The 21,069-nt window shown below is 70.5% G+C and carries 23 protein-coding genes; 12 read left to right on the forward strand and 11 right to left on the reverse strand.

The window, feature by feature from the left end; all coding sequences use genetic code 11:
* Positions 1–18 precede the first annotated feature (18 nt).
* The gene (locus tag HNR30_RS14475; RefSeq protein WP_181610365.1) at positions 19–951 is read left to right on the forward strand and encodes a quinone oxidoreductase family protein; all 933 of its coding nucleotides are present in this window, start codon (positions 19–21) and stop codon (positions 949–951) included.
* Here the strand turns inward: HNR30_RS14475 and HNR30_RS14480 are convergent.
* A complete protein-coding gene (locus HNR30_RS14480) occupies positions 948–1,628 on the reverse strand; it encodes a hypothetical protein (protein WP_181610366.1) in 681 nt (226 codons plus the stop codon). The genes HNR30_RS14475 and HNR30_RS14480 overlap by 4 nt on opposite strands.
* A 144-nt stretch (positions 1,629–1,772) precedes the next feature.
* On the opposite strand from HNR30_RS14480, the gene HNR30_RS14485 reads away from it, so the two are divergent.
* The 6 genes from HNR30_RS14485 (at position 1,773) to HNR30_RS14510 (ending at position 8,054) form a co-directional block, all read left to right on the forward strand.
* Positions 1,773–3,731 (forward strand): NAD(P)-binding protein, encoded by a 1,959-nt coding sequence (locus tag HNR30_RS14485; protein WP_246378570.1) that lies wholly within the window; start codon positions 1,773–1,775, stop codon positions 3,729–3,731.
* Positions 3,728–4,564, forward strand: a complete 837-nt coding sequence (locus HNR30_RS14490) for a PrsW family intramembrane metalloprotease (RefSeq protein WP_181610367.1) — start codon at positions 3,728–3,730, stop codon at positions 4,562–4,564. Before HNR30_RS14485 ends, HNR30_RS14490 begins: the two co-directional genes overlap by 4 nt.
* Before the next feature lie 176 nt (positions 4,565–4,740).
* The gene (locus HNR30_RS14495) at positions 4,741–6,762 is read left to right on the forward strand and encodes a sensor histidine kinase (protein ID WP_181610368.1); all 2,022 of its coding nucleotides are present in this window, start codon (positions 4,741–4,743) and stop codon (positions 6,760–6,762) included.
* Entirely contained in the window at positions 6,759–7,163 is a 405-nt protein-coding gene (locus HNR30_RS14500; RefSeq protein WP_181610369.1) for a roadblock/LC7 domain-containing protein, read from the forward strand. The genes HNR30_RS14495 and HNR30_RS14500 overlap by 4 nt, the downstream gene beginning before the upstream one ends.
* Positions 7,160–7,501, forward strand: a complete 342-nt coding sequence (locus HNR30_RS14505) for a DUF742 domain-containing protein (RefSeq protein ID WP_181610370.1) — start codon at positions 7,160–7,162, stop codon at positions 7,499–7,501. Before HNR30_RS14500 ends, HNR30_RS14505 begins: the two co-directional genes overlap by 4 nt.
* Entirely contained in the window at positions 7,482–8,054 is a 573-nt protein-coding gene (locus HNR30_RS14510) for a GTP-binding protein (RefSeq protein WP_181610371.1), read from the forward strand. The genes HNR30_RS14505 and HNR30_RS14510 overlap by 20 nt, the downstream gene beginning before the upstream one ends.
* On the opposite strand, the gene HNR30_RS14515 is transcribed toward HNR30_RS14510, so the two are convergent.
* The 3 genes from HNR30_RS14515 to HNR30_RS14525 all read right to left on the reverse strand — a co-directional run bounded on the left by HNR30_RS14515 (position 8,041) and on the right by HNR30_RS14525 (position 11,069).
* Complete coding sequence (locus HNR30_RS14515) at positions 8,041–8,400, reverse strand: DUF742 domain-containing protein (protein ID WP_181610372.1); 360 nt, start codon at positions 8,398–8,400, stop codon at positions 8,041–8,043. The two genes, HNR30_RS14510 and HNR30_RS14515, sit on opposite strands and share 14 nt — an antisense overlap.
* On the reverse strand, positions 8,393–10,465 hold the full coding sequence (locus HNR30_RS14520) for a sensor histidine kinase (protein ID WP_181610373.1): 2,073 nt from the start codon (positions 10,463–10,465) through the stop codon (positions 8,393–8,395). The genes HNR30_RS14515 and HNR30_RS14520 overlap by 8 nt, the downstream gene beginning before the upstream one ends.
* A gap of 76 nt (positions 10,466–10,541) precedes the next feature.
* The gene (locus HNR30_RS14525; protein ID WP_181610374.1) at positions 10,542–11,069 is read right to left on the reverse strand and encodes a DUF998 domain-containing protein; all 528 of its coding nucleotides are present in this window, start codon (positions 11,067–11,069) and stop codon (positions 10,542–10,544) included.
* Between the two features lie 99 nt (positions 11,070–11,168).
* Here HNR30_RS14525 and HNR30_RS14530 point away from each other — a divergent pair, with 99 nt between their 5' ends.
* Positions 11,169–12,458 carry a TIGR04013 family B12-binding domain/radical SAM domain-containing protein gene (locus tag HNR30_RS14530; RefSeq protein ID WP_181610375.1) on the forward strand — a complete coding sequence of 430 codons (1,290 nt, stop codon included), beginning with the start codon at positions 11,169–11,171 and terminating at the stop codon, positions 12,456–12,458.
* On the opposite strand, the gene HNR30_RS14535 is transcribed toward HNR30_RS14530, so the two are convergent.
* Both HNR30_RS14535 and HNR30_RS14540 read right to left on the reverse strand, forming a co-directional pair.
* The gene (locus tag HNR30_RS14535; RefSeq protein WP_181610376.1) at positions 12,455–12,856 is read right to left on the reverse strand and encodes a hypothetical protein; all 402 of its coding nucleotides are present in this window, start codon (positions 12,854–12,856) and stop codon (positions 12,455–12,457) included. The two genes, HNR30_RS14530 and HNR30_RS14535, sit on opposite strands and share 4 nt — an antisense overlap.
* A gap of 64 nt (positions 12,857–12,920) precedes the next feature.
* Positions 12,921–13,424, reverse strand: a complete 504-nt coding sequence (locus HNR30_RS14540; protein WP_181610377.1) for a VOC family protein — start codon at positions 13,422–13,424, stop codon at positions 12,921–12,923.
* A gap of 96 nt (positions 13,425–13,520) precedes the next feature.
* Here HNR30_RS14540 and HNR30_RS14545 point away from each other — a divergent pair, with 96 nt between their 5' ends.
* Positions 13,521–13,709: a hypothetical protein gene (locus tag HNR30_RS14545; RefSeq protein WP_181610378.1), complete on the forward strand. Its 189-nt coding sequence runs from the start codon at positions 13,521–13,523 to the stop codon at positions 13,707–13,709.
* 80 nt (positions 13,710–13,789) lie between these two features.
* Here HNR30_RS14545 and HNR30_RS14550 read toward each other — a convergent pair whose 3' ends face one another.
* The gene (locus HNR30_RS14550) at positions 13,790–15,400 is read right to left on the reverse strand and encodes an FAD-dependent oxidoreductase (protein ID WP_181610379.1); all 1,611 of its coding nucleotides are present in this window, start codon (positions 15,398–15,400) and stop codon (positions 13,790–13,792) included.
* Positions 15,397–16,146, reverse strand: a complete 750-nt coding sequence (locus HNR30_RS14555; protein WP_181610380.1) for an SDR family NAD(P)-dependent oxidoreductase — start codon at positions 16,144–16,146, stop codon at positions 15,397–15,399. The genes HNR30_RS14550 and HNR30_RS14555 overlap by 4 nt, the downstream gene beginning before the upstream one ends.
* 85 nt (positions 16,147–16,231) lie before the next feature.
* Here HNR30_RS14555 and HNR30_RS14560 point away from each other — a divergent pair, with 85 nt between their 5' ends.
* Complete coding sequence (locus HNR30_RS14560; RefSeq protein WP_181610381.1) at positions 16,232–16,792, forward strand: TetR/AcrR family transcriptional regulator; 561 nt, start codon at positions 16,232–16,234, stop codon at positions 16,790–16,792.
* On the opposite strand, the gene HNR30_RS14565 is transcribed toward HNR30_RS14560, so the two are convergent.
* The 3 genes from HNR30_RS14565 to HNR30_RS14575 are packed head-to-tail and all read right to left on the reverse strand — an operon-like array spanning position 16,767 to position 19,922.
* On the reverse strand, positions 16,767–18,305 hold the full coding sequence (locus tag HNR30_RS14565) for a CocE/NonD family hydrolase (protein WP_181610382.1): 1,539 nt from the start codon (positions 18,303–18,305) through the stop codon (positions 16,767–16,769). The two genes, HNR30_RS14560 and HNR30_RS14565, sit on opposite strands and share 26 nt — an antisense overlap.
* A 10-nt stretch (positions 18,306–18,315) precedes the next feature.
* Positions 18,316–18,765 (reverse strand): DUF3237 domain-containing protein, encoded by a 450-nt coding sequence (locus tag HNR30_RS14570; protein WP_312894408.1) that lies wholly within the window; start codon positions 18,763–18,765, stop codon positions 18,316–18,318.
* On the reverse strand, positions 18,762–19,922 hold the full coding sequence (locus HNR30_RS14575) for a flavin-dependent oxidoreductase (RefSeq protein WP_181610383.1): 1,161 nt from the start codon (positions 19,920–19,922) through the stop codon (positions 18,762–18,764). The genes HNR30_RS14570 and HNR30_RS14575 overlap by 4 nt, the downstream gene beginning before the upstream one ends.
* A gap of 74 nt (positions 19,923–19,996) precedes the next feature.
* On the opposite strand from HNR30_RS14575, the gene HNR30_RS14580 reads away from it, so the two are divergent.
* Positions 19,997–20,503, forward strand: coding sequence for a MarR family winged helix-turn-helix transcriptional regulator (locus tag HNR30_RS14580; protein ID WP_312894409.1), 507 nt, complete (start codon positions 19,997–19,999; stop codon positions 20,501–20,503).
* Positions 20,504–20,618: 115 nt separating this feature from the next.
* Positions 20,619–21,059 carry a carboxymuconolactone decarboxylase family protein gene (locus HNR30_RS14585; RefSeq protein ID WP_246378575.1) on the forward strand — a complete coding sequence of 147 codons (441 nt, stop codon included), beginning with the start codon at positions 20,619–20,621 and terminating at the stop codon, positions 21,057–21,059.
* Positions 21,060–21,069: the final 10 nt, after the last annotated feature.

Raw genomic sequence — 21,069 nt, forward strand, 5'->3', positions numbered from 1 at the left:
TCGCATAGCGTGACGACTATGAGAGTCATGCATGCCACGCGCCTGGGCGGTCCGGAAGTGCTGACCGCGGCGGAGGTGCCCGATCCCGTGCCGGGCCCCGGCGAGATCCTCGTGGACGTCGAGGCCGCCGGGATCAACTTCGCCGACATCAAGCGCCTCGAAGGCGCCTACCTCCCGCCCGATCTGCCGTTCGTGCCCGGCTCCGAGGTGGTCGGCCGCACCGCGGACGGTCAGCGCGTGATGGCGTTCGCCTCGGCCGCCTACGCCTCCAAGGCCGTGGTGAAGAACCCGGTGGAGATCCCCGAGGAACTGGGCGCGGGCCAGGCGCTGGCGCTGCTGGTGCAGGGCCTGACGGCCTGGCACCTGCTGCGGACGGCGGCGCGGATGGCTCCGGGCGAGAGCGTCGTGGTGAATTCGGCGGCGGGCGGCGTGGGCACGCTGGCGGTGCAGCTGGCCAAGGAGTTCGGCGCCGGCAGGGTGATCGGGACAGCGTCGAGCGACGACAAGCGCGCCCTCGTCGTGGAACTCGGGGCCGACGCGGCGATCGACGGCGAGGCCGAGGGCTACGCCGAGCGGGTGATCGAGGCCAACGGCGGGCGCAAGGCCGACATCGTGCTCGACGCGGTGGGCGGCCCGGTGTTCGACGCGGCGCTGAGCGCGCTGGCTCCGTTCGGGCGCCTGATCACGTATGGCACATCGGGCAGCGTCGCGCCGTCGAAGATCGACCCGGGCATCCTCAGCGCGGGCAACATCGCGGTCATGGGTTACTGGCTCGGCGCCTCGATCGGGCTGCCGGGCATGCTCGACCCGCTCGGGCCGCTGATGGAGATGACGCTGGCGGGCACGCTTCGGCCGATCGTGGGCGGGGAGTACAAGCTGGAGGATGCCCGCCAGGCCCTGGAGGATCTGGCGGGCCGCCGTACGACGGGAAAGCTGGTCCTGAAGCCCTAGGGAAGGGTCGTCGCGAGTTTCTGGTAGGCCTGCCGGATATTACGGTTCAAATCGTCGTATTTCACTTTTGAGCCCACCATGAGAATGCTCATGATGACATTCCGGTGACGCACCACTCCCGACCCGATCTGCACGCTCGGCCCGCTGCCGGACGCGGTCGTCAGGAACGCCCGCGTCCCATCCCCCACCTTCGGCACGCGCAACTCCTGCGTGGCATAGGTGACGGCCTGTCCCCCGACGGCGGCCCGGTAGCGGCGGCACTGCTTGGCCAGCGGCCCCGGCAGGACCGCCTTGTTCTCGGGCAGCTCCACCAGTGACTGGGTGAGCGAGGTGGTCTGCGAGACGAACGCGATGACCGCCGCCGGAGAGCCCTTCACCTCAGGAGCGCTGGCATCGAGCTGCCCGGTGGAGGCGCACTCGGGCCGGTCGAGCTTGGCCTGGCGCACGGCCTCCTGGCCGAGCCTGGTGGCCTTGAGACTGCCGTACGGCCCGATCTCGGGCCCGTACGACACCTGCATCCCGGCGGGGGCGGCGAGCAGGGCGGCGCCGAGCCCGCTCGTGTCCTTCGACGAGGGGGCGGCGGCCGCTCGCGCGTCGGCGGCCGGAACGGGCGATTCACTGCCACAACCGGCAAGAAGCGCGCCACCCAGAAATAGCGCGGCAAATGACTTACTCATGCTTTCCCCCTGTCGACCGACGAGTCCGACAAGAAGTTAGACGATTCGCCGATTAGCCGAGCCCCTTTCCCGCAACCGGTAAATGTTTATCGAAACGCAGCGTGCCGTACTGAGACATTTGCCAGCCATCCGCATGATCGCGCCATGGAGATCAATCCCCACCTGGCGCGCGAACTCGGCATGGACCGCCGCATCTCGCGCCGCGACTTCTTCGACGGCGTGGCGATGGCCGTGGGCGCGGCCATGCTCGCCGGATGCGCGGGTCCCACCTCGGGCGAGCCCGGCATCATCGGCACCGAGAGCCTGGAAGTGCCGGCAGACGTGAAGTTCCCGCCCGCCCTTCACGGTCTCCAGGGCAACACCCCCCAGGCCCTCAGCGTGCCTCACGCGCTGCGGGACGACCGCTTCTGGGAGTACGCGGGCAGCCCCGACTTCACCGGCGAGAACTACGACCTGGTCGTGGTCGGCGGCGGCATCAGCGGGGTGAGCGCCGCCTTCGAGTGGCTGCGCCGCGATCCGAGCGCCCGGGTCCTGATCATCGACAACCACGACGAGATCGGCGGTCACGCCAGGCGCAACGAGTTCACCCCTGCCGGCCGCGCCGGCCCGCTCATCGGCTACGGCGGCTCGCAGTCGATGGAGGCGCCGAGCGTGTGGACGGCCGAGGGCAAGCGCCTGCTCCAGCAGCTCGACGTCGACGTGAAGAAGTTCGACAAGTACTTCGATCAGAAGCTGTACGACAACCTCAAGATGTACGACAGCGTGATGTGCGACAGGGAGACCTTCTCCACCGAGAAGCTGGTCCGCCTCACCCCCGGCCTCACCCAGGAGCGGCTGGTTGCCCAGCTGCCGATCGCCGAGCAGGCCAAGAAGGACCTGCTGATGCTCTACAAGAACCCCCGCGACTGGTTCCCGGGACTGTCGCCCGCGCAGAAGCAGGAGCGGCTGGCCTCCCTGACCTACTCACAGTTCCTGCTGGACGTCTGCAAGGTCCATCCCGACGTGGAGCTGTTCTGCCGGACCATGTCGAACGACGAGTGGGCCTACGACACCAGGGCCTTCGGCGCGATCGACGCGTGGGGCAGCGTGGACGACTGGAACTATCCCGGCTTCCAGAAGCTCGGCCTCGACGACAGCAAACCGTCGAAGTACAACTCGCCCTCCATGATCAAGGAGTGGACGGCGGAGGACCCGTACATCTACCACTTCCCCGAGGGCAACCAGGCCCTGGTGCGCATGATGGTGGGCCGGATGATCCCCGGCTTCTCCACCGACACCACGATGGACGGCATCACCACCGCCTCCTTCGACTACTCGCGCCTCGACCTGCCCAGCAACCGGGTGCGCTTCCGCCTGTCGAGCCCGGTGGTCTCGGTGGCCAACGACGGCTCGCCCGACGGGGCCAGGACCGCGACGGTCGGCTACTACGACGGCCACCAGATCAGGACCGTCCGCGCGGGCGCGGTGATCATGGCCTGCTGGAACATGGTCATCCCCTACCTGGTCCCCTCGCTGCCGCCCGAGCAGGCCGCGGCCATGAAGCAGGCGGTCAAGATGCCGCTGCTCTACGCCATGGTGCAGCTGCGCAACTGGGAGGCCTGGCGCAAGGCGGGGATCAACCACGTCAGGTGGACCGGCGCCTACTGGTGCGTCTCCGAGCTCGACTACCCGGTCAGCATGCCCGGCTACGAGTGCCCGAAGGATCCCGGCGAGCCGATCAACGTCCACATGATCGCCACCCCGTGCGTGTCGGAGTCGGGCCCGAGCGCGGGCGCGATCGCCGGACGGCACGAGCTGATCAAGACCGACTACTCCTTCCTGGAGTACACGATCCGCGACCAGCTCACCCGCCTCCTGGGCGGCCAGGGTTTCGATCCCGCCAAGGACATCGAGGCGATCACCGTCAACCGCTGGGGGCACGGGTACGCGCCCGAATACTGCCGCCCGTGGAACACCTTCTACCCGGACGGACCCACCCCGGCGGAGACGGCACGAAGGCGTTTCGGCCGGATCGCGATCGCCAACTCAGACTCCGTCCCCGCGGCGTACGCCGACGCCGCGATCACCGCCGCCTACCGAGCCGTTGGGGAGCTGCAAGCATGAGATCCTGGCTGAAGGTCTTCCTCATCGGGCTGGCCCTGTGGGTGGCGACGATCGCCGTCACGATGTGGACACTCAACTCCAACCTCATCCCGACAGTGGTGCTCCTGGGCAGCTTCCTGGTGCCGGTCACCTTCGTCGTGTGGGCCTACGAGCGCGGCCGCTCCGAACACGTCACGGTCGAGCTGCTCTTCCGCGCCTTCATCGTGGGCGGCGTGCTCGGCGTGCTGGGCGCCTCGCTGCTGGAGACGTGGCTGCTGCAGCCGTCGATCTGGATGTACATGGGCGTCGGCTTCATCGAGGAGGGCGTCAAGCTGCTGGCGCTGCTGTTCGTGGCGCGCCATCTGCGGCACCGCACCCTGCGCGACGGCCTCGTCCTGGGCGCCACGGTCGGCTTCGGCTTCGCGGCCTTCGAGAGCGCGGGCTACGCCTTCAACGCGATGTTCACCGAGAGCGGCCACCTGTCGCTGCAGCAGCTGGTGGAGACCGAGGTGCTGCGCGGGCTGCTGGCGCCCCTGGGACACGGTCTGTGGACCGCGATCGTGGGCGGGGTGCTGTTCTCGGGGGCGGGGCTGCTCCCGATCCTGCTGGCGTATCTGGGCGTCTCGGTGCTGCACGCCCTGTGGGACTCGATGCGCGGCATCGCGATCGCCCTCACCATGGTCTTCACCGGCAGGCAGTGGCAGTTCGACCAGTTGCGTATCGGCCAGGTGCCGGCCGTCACGGACGGCCAGGTGCATATGTACACATTCCTGGACTGGCTGGGGCTGACAATCATCTCGGTGATCGCTCTACTGTGGCTGCGCGGGCTCAGTAAACGTCCGCAGTCACAGTAAGTATCACCTTCCTCCCAATGCGCTGGAAGCGTCATCGGTGCTAGTCTCTCGTGCGATCTTCCTGAGGTTGGGACATGGGCTCAAAAAACCGATCGATCCGGCGAAAGATCTTCTTATTGCTGCTTTTGCCGCTCGTGTCGCTCAGCGCACTGTGGGGTTTCGTCCTCAATCTCACAGTGGCCGACGGTCAGGCCCTGCGCCGGGCCGAGATCCTGTATGACACGATCGGCGTGGCCTCGACCGAGCTCGGCGTGCAGCTGCAGGCCGAGCGGAGCCGCTCCGGCCTGGCTCTGACCACCCGCAGGCTCACCGAGGAGCTCGGCGCCCAGCGCATGCGCACGGACGGCGCGATCAGCGACCTGCGTGCCTCGGTGACCCAGGCGGGCCAGACGGTCCACGTGGAGCTCAAGACCGCGCTCGACGTGCTGACCGGAGCTCTGGGCAGGCTGCCCACGATCCGCGACCAGATCGACAACGGGTACGGCACGCGCCTGACCGGTCTGACCGACTACAACCGCGTGATCGACACGCTCTTCCCCGTCTACGACCAGCTCATCACCCTGCCCGACCTGGAGCTGTTCCAGCAGGCCTCCGGCCTGCAGACGATGGCCAAGGCCCGCGAGATGATCGCCCGCGAGCAGGCTCTCATCGGCGCCGCCCACCTCGACGGCACGCTCAACGCCCCCGAACTGGCCGCGCTGTCCGACTACATCGCCACCCGCAAGTTCCTGCAGTCCAGGGGACTGGCCGCGCTCGACAACGAGCTGCGGCAGCCGTACGAGCTCACCTTCGGCAGCCGGACCTTCCTCGACTTCACCAAGCTCGAGGCGACCGTGCGCGAGACCGGCAAGCCCGTGCCCGAGTGGGGCGGTTCCGCCGACGAGGCCATCGGCCAGCTCGACCAGCTCGGCATCAGCTCCTCCCGGATCCTCGCCCAGCGCACCTCCGACATGGCCACCGCCATCGCCACCCGCATCGCCGTCGCCGGCGGCGCGGGCCTGCTGGCCGTCCTCGTCTCGATCGTCATCTCGGTCCGCTTCGGCCGCCGCCTGTCGGGAGAGCTGGCCGACCTGCGCGCCGCCGCCCTCGACCTGGCCGAGGTACGGCTGCCGCAGGTCGTGTCCAGGCTCAGGCGCGGCGAGGACGTCGATGTCAGGTCCGAGGCGCCGTCGTTCAAGGTCAGCGGCTCCCAGGAGATCATCGACGTGGCCAAGGCCTTCGCCTCGGTGCAGCGCACCGCGGTCGAGGCGGCCGTCGGCCAAGCCAGGGTGCGCCAGGGCGTCAGCCAGGTCTTCCTCAACCTGGCCAGGCGCAAGCAAGGACTGCTCCACCGCCAGCTGGGCATGCTCGACGCCATGCAGCGGCGCACCCACGACCCCGACAGGCTCGAGGAGCTCTTCCGCCTCGACCACCTGACCACCCGCATGCGGCGTCACGCCGAGGGCCTGATCACGCTGTCGGGCGCCGCGCCCGGCCGCATCTGGCGCCGCCCCGTCCCCGTCCTCGACATCGTGCGCGCCTCCATCGCCGAGGTGGAGGACTACACCCGCGTCGAGGTCGACGCCCTGCCCATCGCGGCCGTCGACGGCACCGCGGCGGCCGACCTCACCCACCTGCTGGCCGAGCTCGTCGAGAACGCCACCATCTACTCCCCTCCCACCACCACCGTGCAGGTGCGCGGCGACTCGGTGGCCAACGGCTACGTTCTGGAGGTCGAGGACCGGGGGCTGGGCCTGCTCCCCGAGCGCTACGCCGCGATCAACCTCATGCTCGCCGAGCCGCCCGCGTTCGACGTCGCGCAGTCGGGCGACGACAACTGGGACCAGCTGGGGCTGTTCGTGGTCGCCACGCTGGCCGTACGGCACGGCGTCCAGGTCGTGCTGCGGGCCTCGCCCTACGGTGGCACGACGGCGATCGTGCTCATCCCCGGCAAGCTGATGGCCGAGCCTCCGGCGATCGAGCCCGACCCCGAGCCGGTCGTCGCGCTGCCGGAGGCTCCGCGCAAGCCGATCGCCCTGGTGTCGGCCGACACGCACGCGGGCCTGCCCAGGCGGCAGCGCCAGAAGAGCCTGGCGCCACAGCTGCGCGTCGCCCCGGACGAACCGGAAGCGGAGGAGCCCGAGCGCTCGCCCGAGGAAGTACGTGATCTTTTCTCCGCGTTCCAGCGCGGAACCCAACGCGGCAGGGAGGACTCATGAACTCGACCAACGTGGGCGAGCTGAACTGGTTGCTGGACGATCTGACCAACCGGGTCGGATCGGTCCGGCAGGCGGTGATCCTCTCCACCGACGGCCTGGCCGTGGGCTACTCCAAGGGCTTGATCCGTGAGGACGCCGAGCACCTGTCGGCCCTGGCGGCGGGCTTCCAGAGCCTGGCCAGGGGCGCGGGGCGGCATTTCGGCGGCGGTGACGTGCGCCAGACCATCGTGGAGCTGGAGTCGGCCTTCCTGTTCGTGACCGCGGCCGGCCAGGGCACCTGCCTGGCGGTGCTGGCCGGCGGAGACGCCGACGTCGGCCATGTGGCGTACGAGATGGCCATGCTGGTCAAGCGGGTGGGGCAGCACATCTCCACGAACCCGCGCTCGGCGGTGAACCGATGAACGTGTGGATGGACGACGAGGCCGGCCCCGTCGTCCGCCCCTACGCGCTGACCAGGGGGCGGACCCGGCCCTCCGGTGAGACGTTCGACCTGATCGCCCTGGTGAGCGCCGTGCGCGAGGGCGGTTCCGGTCCTGAGCAGGAGGCCATCCTGCGTGCCGCCCAGTCCCCCATCTCGGTGGCCGACCTGGCCGTCGAGCTCGATCTGCCGGTAGGCGTCGTCCAGGTGATCCTGGGCGACATGCGTGACCACGGCCTCATCTCGGTGACGTCCCAGGTGGGATCGCGCCCGAGCGAGCGCATTCTCAAGGAAGTGATCAATGGACTCCGGGCTCTCTGAAGACCCCGTCGCGCTCAAGATCCTCATCGCCGGGGGCTTCGGGGTGGGCAAGACCACCCTCGTCGGCTCGATCAGTGAGATCAAACCGCTGAAGACCGAAGAGGTGCTCTCCGATCGCGGCATCGGCGTCGACGACCTCGACGGCGTCGAAGGCAAGACGACCACGACGGTCGCCATGGACTTCGGGCGCATCACGATCCGCGACGGCCTGGTGGTCTACCTGTTCGGCACGCCCGGTCAGGAACGCTTCTGGTTCATGTGGGACGAGCTGTCGTACGGCGCGCTGGGCGCGGTCGTGATCGCCGACACCCGGCGGCTGACCGACTGCTTCCCCTCCATCGACTACTTCGAGCAGCGCGGCACGCCCTTCGTGGTGGCGGTCAACTGCTTCGACGGCGTGCCGTCCCACAGCATCGAGGACGTGAAGATCGCGCTGGACCTGGAGGACCACGTCCCGGTGCTGATGTGCGACGTACGGCGTCGTGCCTCGGCCAAGGAAGTGATGATCACCCTGGTCGAGCACTCCCTGCGAACGCTGACTACAGCGCTCTGAGTCCGTCGATCACCTCGCGCAGCAGGCTCTCCATCGACGACGACTGTGCCGCCGGCGCCTGCCGTACCTCGGCCAGCCCCATGTCCAGCAGGTCGCCGAGCAGCACCCGGGCCACGCCGACCGGCAGGCCCAGCTCCGAGGCGACCTCGGCCACCCGCTTGGCGCCGGCCAGCTGCGCGAGCATGCGCCGGTGGTGCACGCCCAGGTCGGCCCGCTCGGGCACCGGCTTGCCGGTGGCCGCGACGCTCGCCAGCAGGTCGAGCTCGCTGCCCGACGAGCGGGTGCGACCGCGGGTGAGCGCGTAGGGGCGCACCACTGCCTCGTCGACCCACTCGTCGTCACTCATCCGTCTCCTCCTGACGGCCGCGCTCCCAGCCGGACTGCAGGGCGGAGAAGGTCGCCCTGGCCTGCTCGGGGCTGCGCTCGCCCTGCCGCGGCCTGCGGGGCAGTTCGACGGGTGGCGGCTCGGGTGTGGGCGCCGCGAGCGGCATGGCGGTCTTGCGCGTACGGCGCGGCAGGCCGCCGGCGACGGCCACCGGCTCGGGCAGCGGCGCTGGTTCCTGCTGCGCGGACTCCATGAGATCCGAGGGCAGCAGCACGATCGCCGTGGTGCCGCCGTAGGGCGAGGGCTTGAGCGTCACCTGGATGCCGTGACGGGCCGCGAGCATGCCCACCACGGCGAAGCCGAGCCGTTCTGTGCTGGCCGGGTCGAAGACGGGCTGGGTGGCCATCCTGGTGTTGACGGCGTCGCGTTCCTCGGCCGTCATCCCGAAGCCACGGTCCTCGATCTCGACGGCGAATCCCTTGCCGACCACCTCGCCCCGCACCGACACCTCGTTGGTGGGTGCGGAGAAGGAGGTGGCGTTCTCGACGAGCTCGGCGAACAGGTGCATGAGGTCGGCGACCGCGGTGCCGACGACGCCCGCCTCCGGCATCGGGTAGACGCGGACCCTGGTGTAGTCCTCGACCTGGGCAGCCGCGCCGGCCAGGACCTCCTCCACGGCGACGCCGCGCCGCCACCGCCGGCCCGTGCTGCCGCCCGCCAGCAGCACCAGGCCCTCGGCGTGGCGGCGCATGCGGGTGGTGAGGTGGTCGAGCTTGAACAGCCTCGACAGGGAGTCGGGGTCGTCGGTCTGGCCCTGCATCTCCTCCAGCAGCTTGAGCTGGCGCTGCACGAGCGACTGGGTGCGCCTGGCCAGGTTGCGCAGGGCGTCGGCCACGCCTTCGCGCAGCTTGGCCTGGCCGACGGCGGCGTCGACGGCGGTGTGCTGCACGGTGTCGAAGGCGGCGGCCACGTCGACGATCTCGGTGGTGGTGCCCGAGGGAATGGGCGGCGGCAGTTCGACCTGCTCGCCGTTCTTCAGGCGTTGCACGACGTGCGGGAGCCGCACCTCGGCCAGTTCCTGGGCCGCGCCGCGCAGGCCCGCCAGCTCGCGGGTGAGGCCGCGGCCCATCCGGATGGCCATGAAGATCGACACGAGCACCGCGATGAGTCCGAGGATGCCGGTCAGGGCCGCGCGGACGAGGATGGTCATGCCCGCGGGCTCGATCCGGGCCGAGAGCACGCCTCCCGCGGTCTGGATGGCCTTGGAGTACTCCGCCATCGCCGGGTCGACCGATGCGCGCCAGATGACGGGGGTCAGCTCCCCGCGCATCTCCAGCAGGATCGTCACCGCCCGGTCCGCGGGAGCGAAGGGCACCTTCTCGAACGGTTTGCGAAGCTCCGCGTCCATGTCGCCCATGGCGCGCTGGTAGAGCCAGGTCCTGGTGCCATGGATCTTGGCCAGCTGGTGGAGGACGAAGTGGCTGGGCTTGGCGTCGGCGGCCACCACCATGGCCTGCTCCCGGCTGAGCAGCTCACGCACCTGGTCGGCGGCGATCAGGCCCTTGGCGCGGCGGTTCAGCTCCATGTCGACGCCGATCGCGAAGCTGTCGTAGAGCCGGTGGACGGCGTCGGAGATCGCCGCGTACTCCAGGACCAGCTTGGCCGGGTCCAGCTTCTCGTCGTCGACCTGGAGCCGCACGGAGGGCAGCCGGTCGATCGCGGCCAGCACGGCGTCGAGCAGCCGCCGCATCTCGGGCGTCAGGGCCGACTGGACGGCGTCCGACTTGACGCTGCCGAGCAGGGCCTGGCGGGCCTGATCGGTGGCCAGGCGGCTCTTGGACAGCTGCGTGGCGTCGCTCTCGCCCTCCGACAGCTGTACGGCGGAGGCCAGGCGCTCGTTCTGGAGGCTGTAGACGAGAGGGTCGGTGTAGTTGACGACTCCGCCGAAGAGGGCGTCGATCTTGAGCAGCTGGAGCGCGTCGCCGGTGGTGGAGCTGGCGGCGAAGCCCCAGAGCGCGACCAGCGAGACCAGCGGAATGACGAGCAGAAGCGTGATCTTGGATCTGATGGATCTGCCCGATGCCATACTCTGCTCCCGGTTAGAAGATCGCGGGAGAGAATAGCACCGGAAATGGGGGCAAATACCGTCTGGACGGGATATGTCAAGAAACGGTCAATACTCTCGTGAGGCCACTCCTGGCCCACACGACCATCGCGACCCGTCCCGCGAGAACCCCCAGCAGCGCCAGCTCGGCACCCAGCAGCCCCCGCTCGACCAGACCGATCATCACCTGCTCGCCGGGGAAGACCACGTAGGTCAGGGCCAGCACCCCGAAACCGGTCACGAGAGTCAGCCACTCGACCGTCCTGGCCACCGGGCGCCAGGTCCCGTCTGCCGCCAGCTTCGGCACCATCAGCACCGCCGCGACCGGCAGCAGGTACAGGGCCGCCATCGGGCTCACCGGCAGCAGCAGGCTCCAGCCCAGCAGGATGCGCTCCGGCAGGCCGCGCAGCGGCGCACCGGCGGCACGCAGCCCGGCCAGCAGCGCCAGGGCGCCCAGCGACATCGACACCAGCGCCCAGCTCGGGGCCAGCGCCGCGGCGTCGGGCACCATCTCGCCCAGGATCGCGATCGCACCGGTGGCGATCAGCGCTAGGGCGATCAGCGGGAGCATCCTCTTGGCGGCCATGCTCTCAAGATTGGCTTTCCGCGGCCTTCCAAACATCCGGTGCCACCCCTGAGCCGACCCCTAGGCATCCCTGAGTGCGCGCCCGCTACGCTGCCTCCCATGCAGGTGGGTGTGGTCGTCCGCTATCGCAGGGCCGTGACGTACGGCGTGCACGCGCTGCTTGCCGCCCTGGAGGCCTCGGGCGACGAATCCCAGGTGCTCCTCGGCCGCACCCCCGAGGAGACGGCCGAGCTGATCGAGGGCTGCGGCGCGGACCGGGTGCTGGTGCTCTGGTCGTTCTACTCCCCCGACGCCGAGGCCATGGCGCAGGAGCTCGCGACCGTCAGATCCCTGACCACGCGCCCAGGCGTCCTGCACATCGCGGGCGGCGTGCACGCCACCGCCGAACCCCAGCACGTCATCGACTCCGGATGGGACCTGGCGGGCATCGGCGAGGGCGAGTCCACGATCGTCTCCCTGGTCGCCGCCCTGCGCTCGGAGCGCGACCTGGCCACCGTGCCAGGACTGGCCCTGCGCGACACCGACGGCGTCGCGGTACGCACACCCGCCGCGCCGCAACTGCCCCTCGACGCCTTCCCGTCCTTCCCCGACGTCCGGGGCAACTACGGGCCGATCGAGATCACCAGGGGCTGCCGCTACACCTGCCGCTTCTGCCAGACGCCCTTCATGTTCGGCGGGCAGTTCCGCCACCGCTCCGTCGCCTCGGTCGTCTCCCACGTCGCGAAGATGACCGCCCACGGCCTGCGCGACGTGCGCTTCATCACGCCGACCTCGCTCTCGTACGGCTCGCCGGGGCCGGGCGCCGACCTCGGCAAGGTCGAGGAACTGCTGTCGGCCGTCAAGGACGCGCTGCCCGCCGGCGGTCGCGTCTTCTTCGGCAGTTTCCCCTCCGAAGTACGGCCCGAGCACGTCAGCCCCGCCGCGATGCGGATGCTGAAACGCTACGTGGCCAACGACAACATCATCATCGGCGCCCAGTCGGGCTCCGACCGCATCCTGAAGGCCTCAGGACGCGGCCACGGCGCCGAACCCGTCCGCGACGCCGTACGCATCGCCCTGGAACACGGCTTCCGCCCCAACGTCGACTTCATCTTCGGCATGCCGGGCGAGAACACCGAGGACCAGGAGGCGTCGCTCCGGCTCGCCGCCGACCTGGCCGAGCTGGGGGCGCGCATCCACACGCACACGTTCATGCCGCTTCCCGGCACGCCGTGGCGCGACGCGGAACCGGCGTTCATCCCGCTGGAGACGATGCGGGAGCTCGACAGGCTCGCCCAGCGCGGCGACGCCTACGGGCACTGGCGCAAGCAGGCCGAGCACGCCGTACGGCTCGCGGAGACGGCCAAGGCCTACCCGCGGCGCACCCCTCGCCGCCGCACCGGCCTCTAACGCGCGGCCGCCATGCAGGAGGCGCACATCTCCACCCCGGCCGCCTGACCGGCGACCTCCCCCGTGCAGATGCCGGGCTGGGCGGCGTGGCGGAAGCACAGGCAGCGGCAGCTCGGCGCCTCCTCCTCGATCTCCATCGCCGGTTCGGGAGGCAGCGGGACGTCCTCGACGAGCTCGAAGAAGCGGCGCACCGGCGGAGCCTCCAGGACCGCCTCGCCCAGCGAGCGGAAGGCCGCCGTCAGAGGGGCGAAGATCTCGCCGATGTCCTTGAGGATGTCGGCCGGCTCGGGCTCCTTGCGCTCGGGAGGCGCCCACCGCATCGCGTCGGAACTGGTCGCCTCCCAGTTCTCGACAGCGCCGTCGATGACGTCGAGAAGGTGTTCGGGGTCGCGTGGCATCGCCGTCTCCAGAAAAGAGTCGTCCCTCCCACGGTAACCCCGAAGTCAGGCCAGGGGCAGCCCGCTAGACCGACACCCCCACGCCGCCCTTGGTCTGGCCGCCGTAGGTCTCGATCTCCTTGGCCAGGTCCAGCGGCTGGATGCCGCTGCGCCCCGCGAGCACCTCGTCGGTGATGAGCGCCGCAGGGACCAGCCACGACACCTCGAACTCCAGCCCGTCGGGGTCCTTGGCGTACAGGGCCTTGGTCGTCGAGTGGTCGGAGGCGCCGACCAGCGCCCCCATCTCCTGCAGCCTGAGCGCGATCCGCTCCAGCTCCTGCAGCGTGTCGACCTCCCAGGCCAGGTGGTAGAGGCCGACGGTGGAGCGTCCCGCTTCCGAGGCGGCGGCCTGGGGGCCGACCTGGAACAGGCCCAGGTCGTGGTCGTTGCTGGAGCCGTCCGCCTGGAGGAAGGCGGCGCCCGGCATGGACATGACGACCTGGAAGCCCAGCGCGTCGCGGTAGAACGTCACGCTGCGCTCGACGTCGCGGACGTACAGGACCGCGTGGTTGAGTCGTTGAACCGGCATCCTTCGATGGTAGGCCGAGGGTCGCAGCGGGAAATTGTCGGTCCCACGCCGTACGGTAACCGCGGGAAGCTACATCCGATCAACCCGGGGTGAACGATGCACGACACCGACCAGGCGCTCTTCTTGGCAGTCCACGGAATCGCGGCGCGCTATGCGGGCCAGCCCGTGCCCGTGGTGATGCGCGCCCTGGCCGACCATCTCCCCGCAGCCCCGGGCATAGCGTTCGACGAGATCCGCCGCATCGCCGAGGAGATCAGCGTCGGGCGCGACCCTTCCGGCCTCTGAAGGCGCCTGCCGTACACCAGGGCCCCCGGCGGTCATGCCGCTTGCCGGGGCCCTGGTGACGGCGGCCGGGCGGGTGGGGGTCAGGCTCCGCCGAGCCCTGCCGCGTGGCGGGCGGCGCGATAGCCGAACACCACGGCGGGGCCGATCGTCGAGCCCGGTCCCGGATAGGTGCGGCCCATGACCGAGGCGCTGGTGTTGCCCGCGGCGTAGAGGCCGGCGATCACCGAGCCGTCCTCACGCAGCACCCTGGCGTCGGCGTCGGTGAGCAGGCCTCCCTTGGTGCCGAGGTCGCCGGGCACCAGGCGCAGCGCGCGGAACGGCCCGCGCTCCACCGGCCCCAGGTTGGGGTTGGGCTTGACCCTGGGGTCGCCGTAGTAGTTGTCGTAGACCGTGCGGCCGCGGCCGAAGTCCTGGTCGACGCCGGCGCGGGCGAAGCCGTTGAACCGCTCGACCGTGGCGGCCAGCGCAGCCGGGTCGATGCCGATCTTCCCGGCCAGCTCGTCGAGCGTGGGCGCCTCGACCAGCTGGCCCGCGGCGACGAACTCCTTCTTCTTGCCCAGGTAGGCCGTCGACAGGTAGCGGCGCGCCTGGCGTACGTCGGTGACGAGCCAGGCGGGCGCGGGGTGGCTCAGCAGGTCGTGGCCGAAGTCGATGTAGGAGGCCGACTCGTTGGTGAAACGTTTGCCCGTGGCGTCGACCACGAGCGAGAAGGGCATGCTGCGCTCGGACAGCACGAATCCGTTGTGCCCGTCGGGTCCTTCGGTCCCGGCGCCCCACCAGGCGTCGTCCATCAGTTCCAGGGCGGCGCCCACCTTGGCGCCCGCCTCGATGGCGGTGCCGAGGTCGCCTTCCGGCGCGGCCGAGTAGCCGGGGATGCCGTGGTGCTTCTGGCGCCACTCGCTGTTGTGCGCGAAGCCGCCCGCCGCGAGCACGACGCCCTTGCGTGCGCGGATCGGGGCGCCGCCGACGATCGCGCCGACCACGGCGCCGTCCTCGACGATCAGCTCGGTGAGCGGGGAGTTCAGCCTGACCTGCGTCTTCTGCGTGAGCACGATGTGCATGAGCGCGCACGACAGGGCGCCGCCGAGACCGACCAGGCGCTTGCCGGTCACCAGGCCGCCGAGCGTGCGGAAGACGAACTGGGCGCCACGCAGGAATCCGGCGGGCGTGGACCAGGCTCGGGCCAGCAGCCAGACGTCGTTGGTCATGACGGGCGCGGGCAGGCCGTCGGCGGCACGGGCGGTGGCGTACCAGGAGCCGAGCTTCTTGGAGTCGAAGGGCGCCGCCTCGATGCCCCTGCCGACCTTGCCGCCCGGACGGTCCGGGTAGTAGTCGGGGTAGTGCGTGGCGCGACGCCAGCGCACGCCCAGGCGGCCGAGCAGGCGCACGACCTCGGGTCCGCTGTCGAGGAAGGCGCGGCGGCGCTCGGGCGAGGAGGCCGGACCCGCCTCGCCGATGGCCTGCTCCATGTACTCCAGCGCCTCGCCGGCCGAGTCCTTGACTCCGGCGCGGAGCATCAGCGGGTTGACCGGCATCCACAGGCCGCCGCCGGAGACGGCGGTGGTGCCGCCCCACTTGCCGGTGCTCTCCACGACGAGCACCTGGAGTCCGGCGTCGGCGGCGGCGATGGCGGCGGTCAGCCCGGCCGCGCCGGTGCCGACGACGAGGAGGTCCACTTCGTTCGTGCTCATGCCGCGGACCACCCTCCGTCGGCGGGCACCAGGGCGCCGTTGACGAACGATGCCGCGTCGGAGGCGAGGAAGACGGCGACGGCGGCCATCTGCTCCGGCTGGGCCATGCGCTCTCCCAGGGCGAGGACCGGGGCCAGGCGGGTGATGCCCGCGGTGTCGAAGTCGGCGGCCGATCCGGCGATGTTGGTCTCGGTGGGTCCTGGCAGCAGGGCGTTGCAGCGGATGCCGTCCTTGGCGTAGGCCCAGGCGACGCTTCTGGTCAGGCCGATGACGCCGTGCTTGGAGGCGGTGTAGGCGGCTCCGGCCGCTCCGCCGCGGATGCCGGCCTCGGAGGCGGTGTTGACGATCGCCCCGCGGCCCTGGGCCAGCATGTGGGGCAGCACGGCGTGGGTGAGGAGGAAGGAGCCGGTCAGGTTGACGTCGAGCACGCGGCGCCACTGGGCGGGCGAGATGTCGTGCGGCAGCGCCATCGTGTCGATGATCCCGGCGTTGTTGCACAGCACGTCGATCGTGCCGCTGACGCCCAGCGCCGCCTCGACCAGCGCGGCCACGGACTCCTCCGAGGCGATGTCGGCGGCCACGGGCAGGCCGTCGATGCCCTCGGTGGTCGCCTTGGCGCGGTCGCCGTCGATGTCGGCCACCACCACCCGGGCTCCGGCGGCGGCGAACGCCACGGCCATCGCCCGTCCGATGCCGGAGCCGGCTCCGGTGACGAGGACGGTGCGGCCGTCGAAAGTGTTGCTCATGGTGCCTCCATAACCGGACACTTGCGTCCGGTTCACAGGATAGGCGAGAACCGGACAAATATGTCCGGTTGCTACCGTAGTTGTTATGCGACATAGCAATCGCGGGCCCAGCGCGGCCGCCGAGAACCGTGCCGCGCTCATCAAAGCCGCCCGGCAGGTCTTCGCCAGCGACGGCTACAACGCGCCGCTCTCGGCCATCACCCGCGCCGCCCGCGTCGGCCAGGGCAGCCTCTACCGCCACTTCCCCGACCGGATCAGCCTGGCCCTGGCCGCCTTCGAGGACGGCGTCGCCGAACTCGAGGCGCTCGCCGCCCGACCGGGCACGACGCTCGAAGAGGTCCTCGACCTGGTCACGCGCCAGACCATCGACTCCACCGCGTTCATCGACATGGTCCGCGCCGAGACCCACGACACGCGCATCGCCGACATCCGCGACCGCGTGGAGGCGCTGCTGACCGCGCCGCTCGCCCAGGCCCAGCGAGCCGGGCGGATGCGCGCCGACCTCACCCCCGGCGATCTCATGCTGGCCATCGGCATGCTCGCGGGCATCCTGGCCAAGCTGCCCGCCTCCGACCGTCAGCGCACCGCGGAGCAGGCCTGGAACCTGCTCCGCGTGGGACTCAACGGGGAACGACCGGCAGGGTGACGAAGGAGTCCGGGTACACCTGCTGGACCGCCGGGCGGTCGACGGCGGGGTTGACGTCGAACCGCGGGTGGTTGGAGCTGGAGATCTCCACCCGGATGCGGTGACCGGCCTTGAACACCTGGCTGGTGGCCACCAGATCGATGACCGATGTCGACCGCGTGGTGCGCACGATGCCGTCGATGACGCTCAGCGCCCGGCCGTCGGGATGCACGTTCACCAGCTTGGCCGTCCAGTCGGTGCTCGGTGCGGACGACCGGGCGTGCAGCGTCACCGATACGGGACCCGTCACTTCGAGATCGGCTTCGAGCGGTGCCGTGGTGAAGCAGAGCACGTCGGGGCGCAGCTCCACCTCCCGCTGATCCTGCGGCCCGACGTTGACGGGGTCGGGCAGCAGCGTCGGGCCGCCGGTCGTCGGAACGGGGTCGCGCGGGTCGAAGGTGAAGGTCACCGGCTCGCCCGCCTTCTGCTCGGGCGAGAGCCCGCCGTCGGAGTGCAGGTAGTAGCGGGTCTCGACCGCCCGCGCCAGCGGCCAGGCCTCCTCGTCGCGCCACACGTCGTCGCCCATGACGAAGATCTTCACGGCGGGACCGGAGTCCTGGCCGCGCAGGAAGGCCAGCTGGCGCTGCTCCAGCTGGATCGCCTGACCCGAGGCGAAGAAGCCGAAGTTCACCGCGCCCGTACCGCTGCCGCCCGGGTTCAGGTGCGACCACGGGCCGACGACCAGAGGACCGCCCAGCCTGCGGTGGTTCTCCAGCGTCCCGGCCAGGAACAGGTCGAACCAGCCCGCCACGTGCATGACCGGCACCTCGATCCGGTCGTGGACCAGGGTCTGGGCGAGCTCCTGCCAGTAGGCGTCGCGTTCACGATGCGACACCCAGTCGTGCCACCAGGGGACCACGTCCGGCGGCACCTCCGCCGCCGGGTCGGCGAGCAGGGGCAGCAGGGCGCCCAACCCGGCGCCGACGTCCCGCCCCGCCTCGGCGGCGTGCATCAGCCCGAGCATCGCCTGCATCACGCCCCAGTTGCGCGCCGAGCCGTACGCGAACGCGCCGCCGTGGTACTTCAGCCCGTCGTAGAAATCGTGCGGGGTCATCGACGCGACCACGGCCGTGAGTCCCGGCGGCCTGGTCGCCGCCGCCTGCAGCGCGCACCCGGCCAGGTAGGACATGCCCTGCATGACCACCTCGCCGTTCGACCACGGCTGGGCGGTGATCCACTCAATCGTGTCGTGGCCGTCGTCGCCCTCGTCGAGCCATGGACGGAACTCCCCGTCACTGCCGCCCCTGCCCCTGCAGTGCTGCAGCACCACGGCGAAGCCGGCCTCCAGCGCGGGAGTCACCGGCATCATGCGGAAGGTGTTCTCGCCGTACGGCGTGCGCGCCAGCAGGGTGGGGAACGGGCCGCCCTCGGCCCGGCGGTGCACGGACCCGCGCAGGATCGTGCCGTCGCGCATCGCCACCGGGGTGTCGTGCTCGACGATCACGCGGTACGGCTCGCGATTGAGCTTGGGCATGCCGGGCTCCTCAGGTCAGGGTGTAGGCCTCGTATCGCACGGTCGCCGCCTCCCGCGCCGCGGAGGCGACGGCCAGCTGGCGGTTGAGCCACAGGTAGCGGCTGTCACCCGTCTCGAAACGGCAGAACAGCCGGAAGTAGTACTCCGCGGGGTCCACCTGCTCGCCCCTGGCCAGGCGCTCGACCACCTCGCTCGGGCCGTGCCGTACGCCGCTGGTCGAGATGTAGAGCAGCGCGCCGTCGTGGGTGCGCAGGGTGTAGCGGGTGTCGATGCTGGCCATGCCGTCGGCGTGCACGACCTGCCAGTCGGCGCCGCCCGGCAGCACCACGCCCGACAGACGCGGGCCGTCGAACGAGCCGCCCACGATGTTGATCACCCGGCGGTTGCCCCAGGGCGAGGCGCCCAGGTCGAGGATCGGGTCCAGCTCCACGCGGAAGCTGGCCAGCGGTTCGAGCCTCACCAGCTCGGCCTGGCGTTGAGCGAGGCGGGGTCGAAGCCGGCCGTGCGCTTGTAGGACGCGGCGATCTCGGCACGCTCCTCGTAGGGGATGACCTGCTCGACGTCGTCGAATCCGTGCGGGGCGCGCTCGTGGGCCAGCTTCATGACCACCTCGGGGCCCATCTTGCGGTTCGACAGCTGCAGCGCCGTCGTGGCAGGTCTGCGTTCCGCCTCGTAGAAGTCCAGGTCGTCGCGGGCGAGCGCGTGGGCCAGCACCCGGGCGTCGATGATCGCCTGGGAGGCGCCGTTGGAACCGATCGGGTACATCGCGTGCGCCGCGTCGCCCAGCAGCGTGACCTTGCCTTCTCCGAGGCCGAACGTCCAGCGGGGCAGGGGGTCGCGGTCCACCATCGGGTACTCGTAGGCCTTCTCGGCTCCGGCGATGAGCGCGGGGACGTCGAGCCAGTCGAAGCGCCAGTCGGCGAAGTGCCTGCCGATCTCGGCGAGGTCGGCGGGGCGGTTCCAGTTGCCGCGCTCGGGCGGCTCGCCGTCGAGTGGCTTCTCGGCGATCCAGTTGATCAGGCCGGGCGCGATCGGGTAGGCGACGAACTTCTGCGTGCCGTCCCCTGCCATGATCATGCTCCGGCCCGTCAGGTACGGCTCGCCGTGCGACGTGCCGCGCCAGAGCACCAGCCCGTTCCACGGCGGCGGGCCCTCATCGGGGTAGAGGCGGCGCCTGACGTCGGAGTTGATCCCGTCGGCGCCGACCAGCAGGTCCTCGTCACCGGGTCCGGTGATCCTGCTGCCGGTGACCACGCTGCCAGGGCCCAGGCGCTCCAGCACCGCCTCCAGGAGCAGCAGCTGCAGCCTGCCGCGGTGCACGGAGTACTGCGGCCAGGCGTAACCGGCGTCCAGCCCTCGCGGCTCGGACCAGATCGGCGTGCCGTACCTGTTGAAGTAGGCCAGCTCGGCGGTGGCCACCCCGATGGCGGCCAGCCGGCCGGCCAGCCCCAGCTCGGTCAGCTCCCGTACGGCGTGCGGGAGCAGGTTGATGCCGACGCCCAGCGGTTCGATCGCGCGCGCCGCCTCGTGCACGGTCACGTCGGTGAATCCGGCGGCGTGCAGGCTGAGGGCTGCGCTGAGCCCGCCGATTCCCGCTCCCGCGATGACGATGCGCACGACGGCCTCCGGTCGAGATTGTTATGGCCGTAACAATATTCCGGGCACTCCCCTCGCTGCGCAAGACTTGACCGGTGAGCAGATCCCCGGACGTCGACTACGCCGCCTACGCCCGCACCCGCGTGGCCGAGATGCCGGCGCCCGCCGACGCCGACGCCTTCTCGCTCGCCTACCACCTGCTGCAGCTGGCCTACCTGCTCGTCACCGACCTCGAGACCCGCATCCACCGCCCGCGCGGGCTGACGCTGCCCGGCTTCCGGCTGCTGTTCAAGCTGTGGCTGCTCGGGCCCACCCAGCCCGTCCGGCTCGCCGAGATCTCCGCCATGTCGCGCTCGGCGGTCACCAACGCGGTCAACACGCTGGCGCGCGGCGGGCTCGTCGAACGCCGCTCCCTGCCCGAGGACGGCCGCGCCGTCGTGCTCGCCCTCACCCCGGCCGGCGACGCCGCCGTGCGCGAGGCGTTCGGCGAGCAGACCAGGCGGGAGCAGGAGTGGTTCGCCGCCCTGGCACCGGCGGAGCGCGAACAGCTCACCCGGCTGCTCGCACGAGTCCTCGAAAACCGGCCGGCCACCGTCACCTGAGCGGGCACATCGCCGACGCATCGCGGATGTATCAACCCGCCCGAGCATGCTCGTTCCTGTCAGCAAGAAACGCCTCTCAAGGCCACCTAACAGGAGCAAGACGATGCAGGCTCGCATGAAGAACCCCGCCACCATCATCCCCGCCGCCCAGAAGCCGATCATGGAGCTCATGAAGGCCGCCCACTCCGGGGGCCTGTCGCAGGAGCTCGCCGAGCTGATCCACCTGCGCGTCAGCCAGATCAACGGCTGCAGCTTCTGCGTCGACGCCGGCCACAAGAACCTGCGCAAGCTCGGTGAGAGCGACGAGCGCATCGGCCTGGTCGTGGCCTGGCGCGAGACGCCCTACTACACCGACGCCGAGCGTGCCGCTCTGGAGCTCGCCGAGTGCGCCACCCGGCTGGCCGACCGCGCCGACGCCGTGCCGGACGACGTCTGGGACGCCGCCGCCGACCACTTCGACGAGCAGCAGCTCGCCTCGATCCTGCTGATCGTCGCCACGACCAACCTGTTCAACCGCCTCAACGCCCCGATCCGCCAGATCGCCGGCTCCTGGTAAAGGACCCGAG

The organism is Nonomuraea soli, from assembly GCF_013761175.1.
Lineage (GTDB): Bacteria > Actinomycetota > Actinomycetes > Streptosporangiales > Streptosporangiaceae > Nonomuraea > Nonomuraea soli.

Coding starts and splice junctions, on each gene's coding strand:
- HNR30_RS14510 (WP_181610371.1), top strand. CDS start 7,482: ATGGACTCCGGGCTCTCTGAAGACCCCGTCGCGCTCAAGATCCTCATC.
- HNR30_RS14550 (WP_181610379.1), bottom strand. CDS start 15,400: ATGAGCACGAACGAAGTGGACCTCCTCGTCGTCGGCACCGGCGCGGCC.
- HNR30_RS14515 (WP_181610372.1), bottom strand. CDS start 8,400: ATGAGTGACGACGAGTGGGTCGACGAGGCAGTGGTGCGCCCCTACGCG.
- HNR30_RS14545 (WP_181610378.1), top strand. CDS start 13,521: ATGCACGACACCGACCAGGCGCTCTTCTTGGCAGTCCACGGAATCGCG.
- HNR30_RS14560 (WP_181610381.1), top strand. CDS start 16,232: ATGCGACATAGCAATCGCGGGCCCAGCGCGGCCGCCGAGAACCGTGCC.
- HNR30_RS14500 (WP_181610369.1), top strand. CDS start 6,759: ATGAACTCGACCAACGTGGGCGAGCTGAACTGGTTGCTGGACGATCTG.
- HNR30_RS14555 (WP_181610380.1), bottom strand. CDS start 16,146: ATGAGCAACACTTTCGACGGCCGCACCGTCCTCGTCACCGGAGCCGGC.
- HNR30_RS14565 (WP_181610382.1), bottom strand. CDS start 18,305: ATGCCCAAGCTCAATCGCGAGCCGTACCGCGTGATCGTCGAGCACGAC.
- HNR30_RS14490 (WP_181610367.1), top strand. CDS start 3,728: ATGAGATCCTGGCTGAAGGTCTTCCTCATCGGGCTGGCCCTGTGGGTG.
- HNR30_RS14480 (WP_181610366.1), bottom strand. CDS start 1,628: ATGAGTAAGTCATTTGCCGCGCTATTTCTGGGTGGCGCGCTTCTTGCC.
- HNR30_RS14475 (WP_181610365.1), top strand. CDS start 19: ATGAGAGTCATGCATGCCACGCGCCTGGGCGGTCCGGAAGTGCTGACC.
- HNR30_RS14525 (WP_181610374.1), bottom strand. CDS start 11,069: ATGGCCGCCAAGAGGATGCTCCCGCTGATCGCCCTAGCGCTGATCGCC.
- HNR30_RS14585 (WP_246378575.1), top strand. CDS start 20,619: ATGAAGAACCCCGCCACCATCATCCCCGCCGCCCAGAAGCCGATCATG.
- HNR30_RS14520 (WP_181610373.1), bottom strand. CDS start 10,465: ATGGCATCGGGCAGATCCATCAGATCCAAGATCACGCTTCTGCTCGTC.
- HNR30_RS14540 (WP_181610377.1), bottom strand. CDS start 13,424: ATGCCGGTTCAACGACTCAACCACGCGGTCCTGTACGTCCGCGACGTC.
- HNR30_RS14530 (WP_181610375.1), top strand. CDS start 11,169: ATGCAGGTGGGTGTGGTCGTCCGCTATCGCAGGGCCGTGACGTACGGC.
- HNR30_RS14505 (WP_181610370.1), top strand. CDS start 7,160: ATGAACGTGTGGATGGACGACGAGGCCGGCCCCGTCGTCCGCCCCTAC.
- HNR30_RS14485 (WP_246378570.1), top strand. CDS start 1,773: ATGGAGATCAATCCCCACCTGGCGCGCGAACTCGGCATGGACCGCCGC.
- HNR30_RS14535 (WP_181610376.1), bottom strand. CDS start 12,856: ATGCCACGCGACCCCGAACACCTTCTCGACGTCATCGACGGCGCTGTC.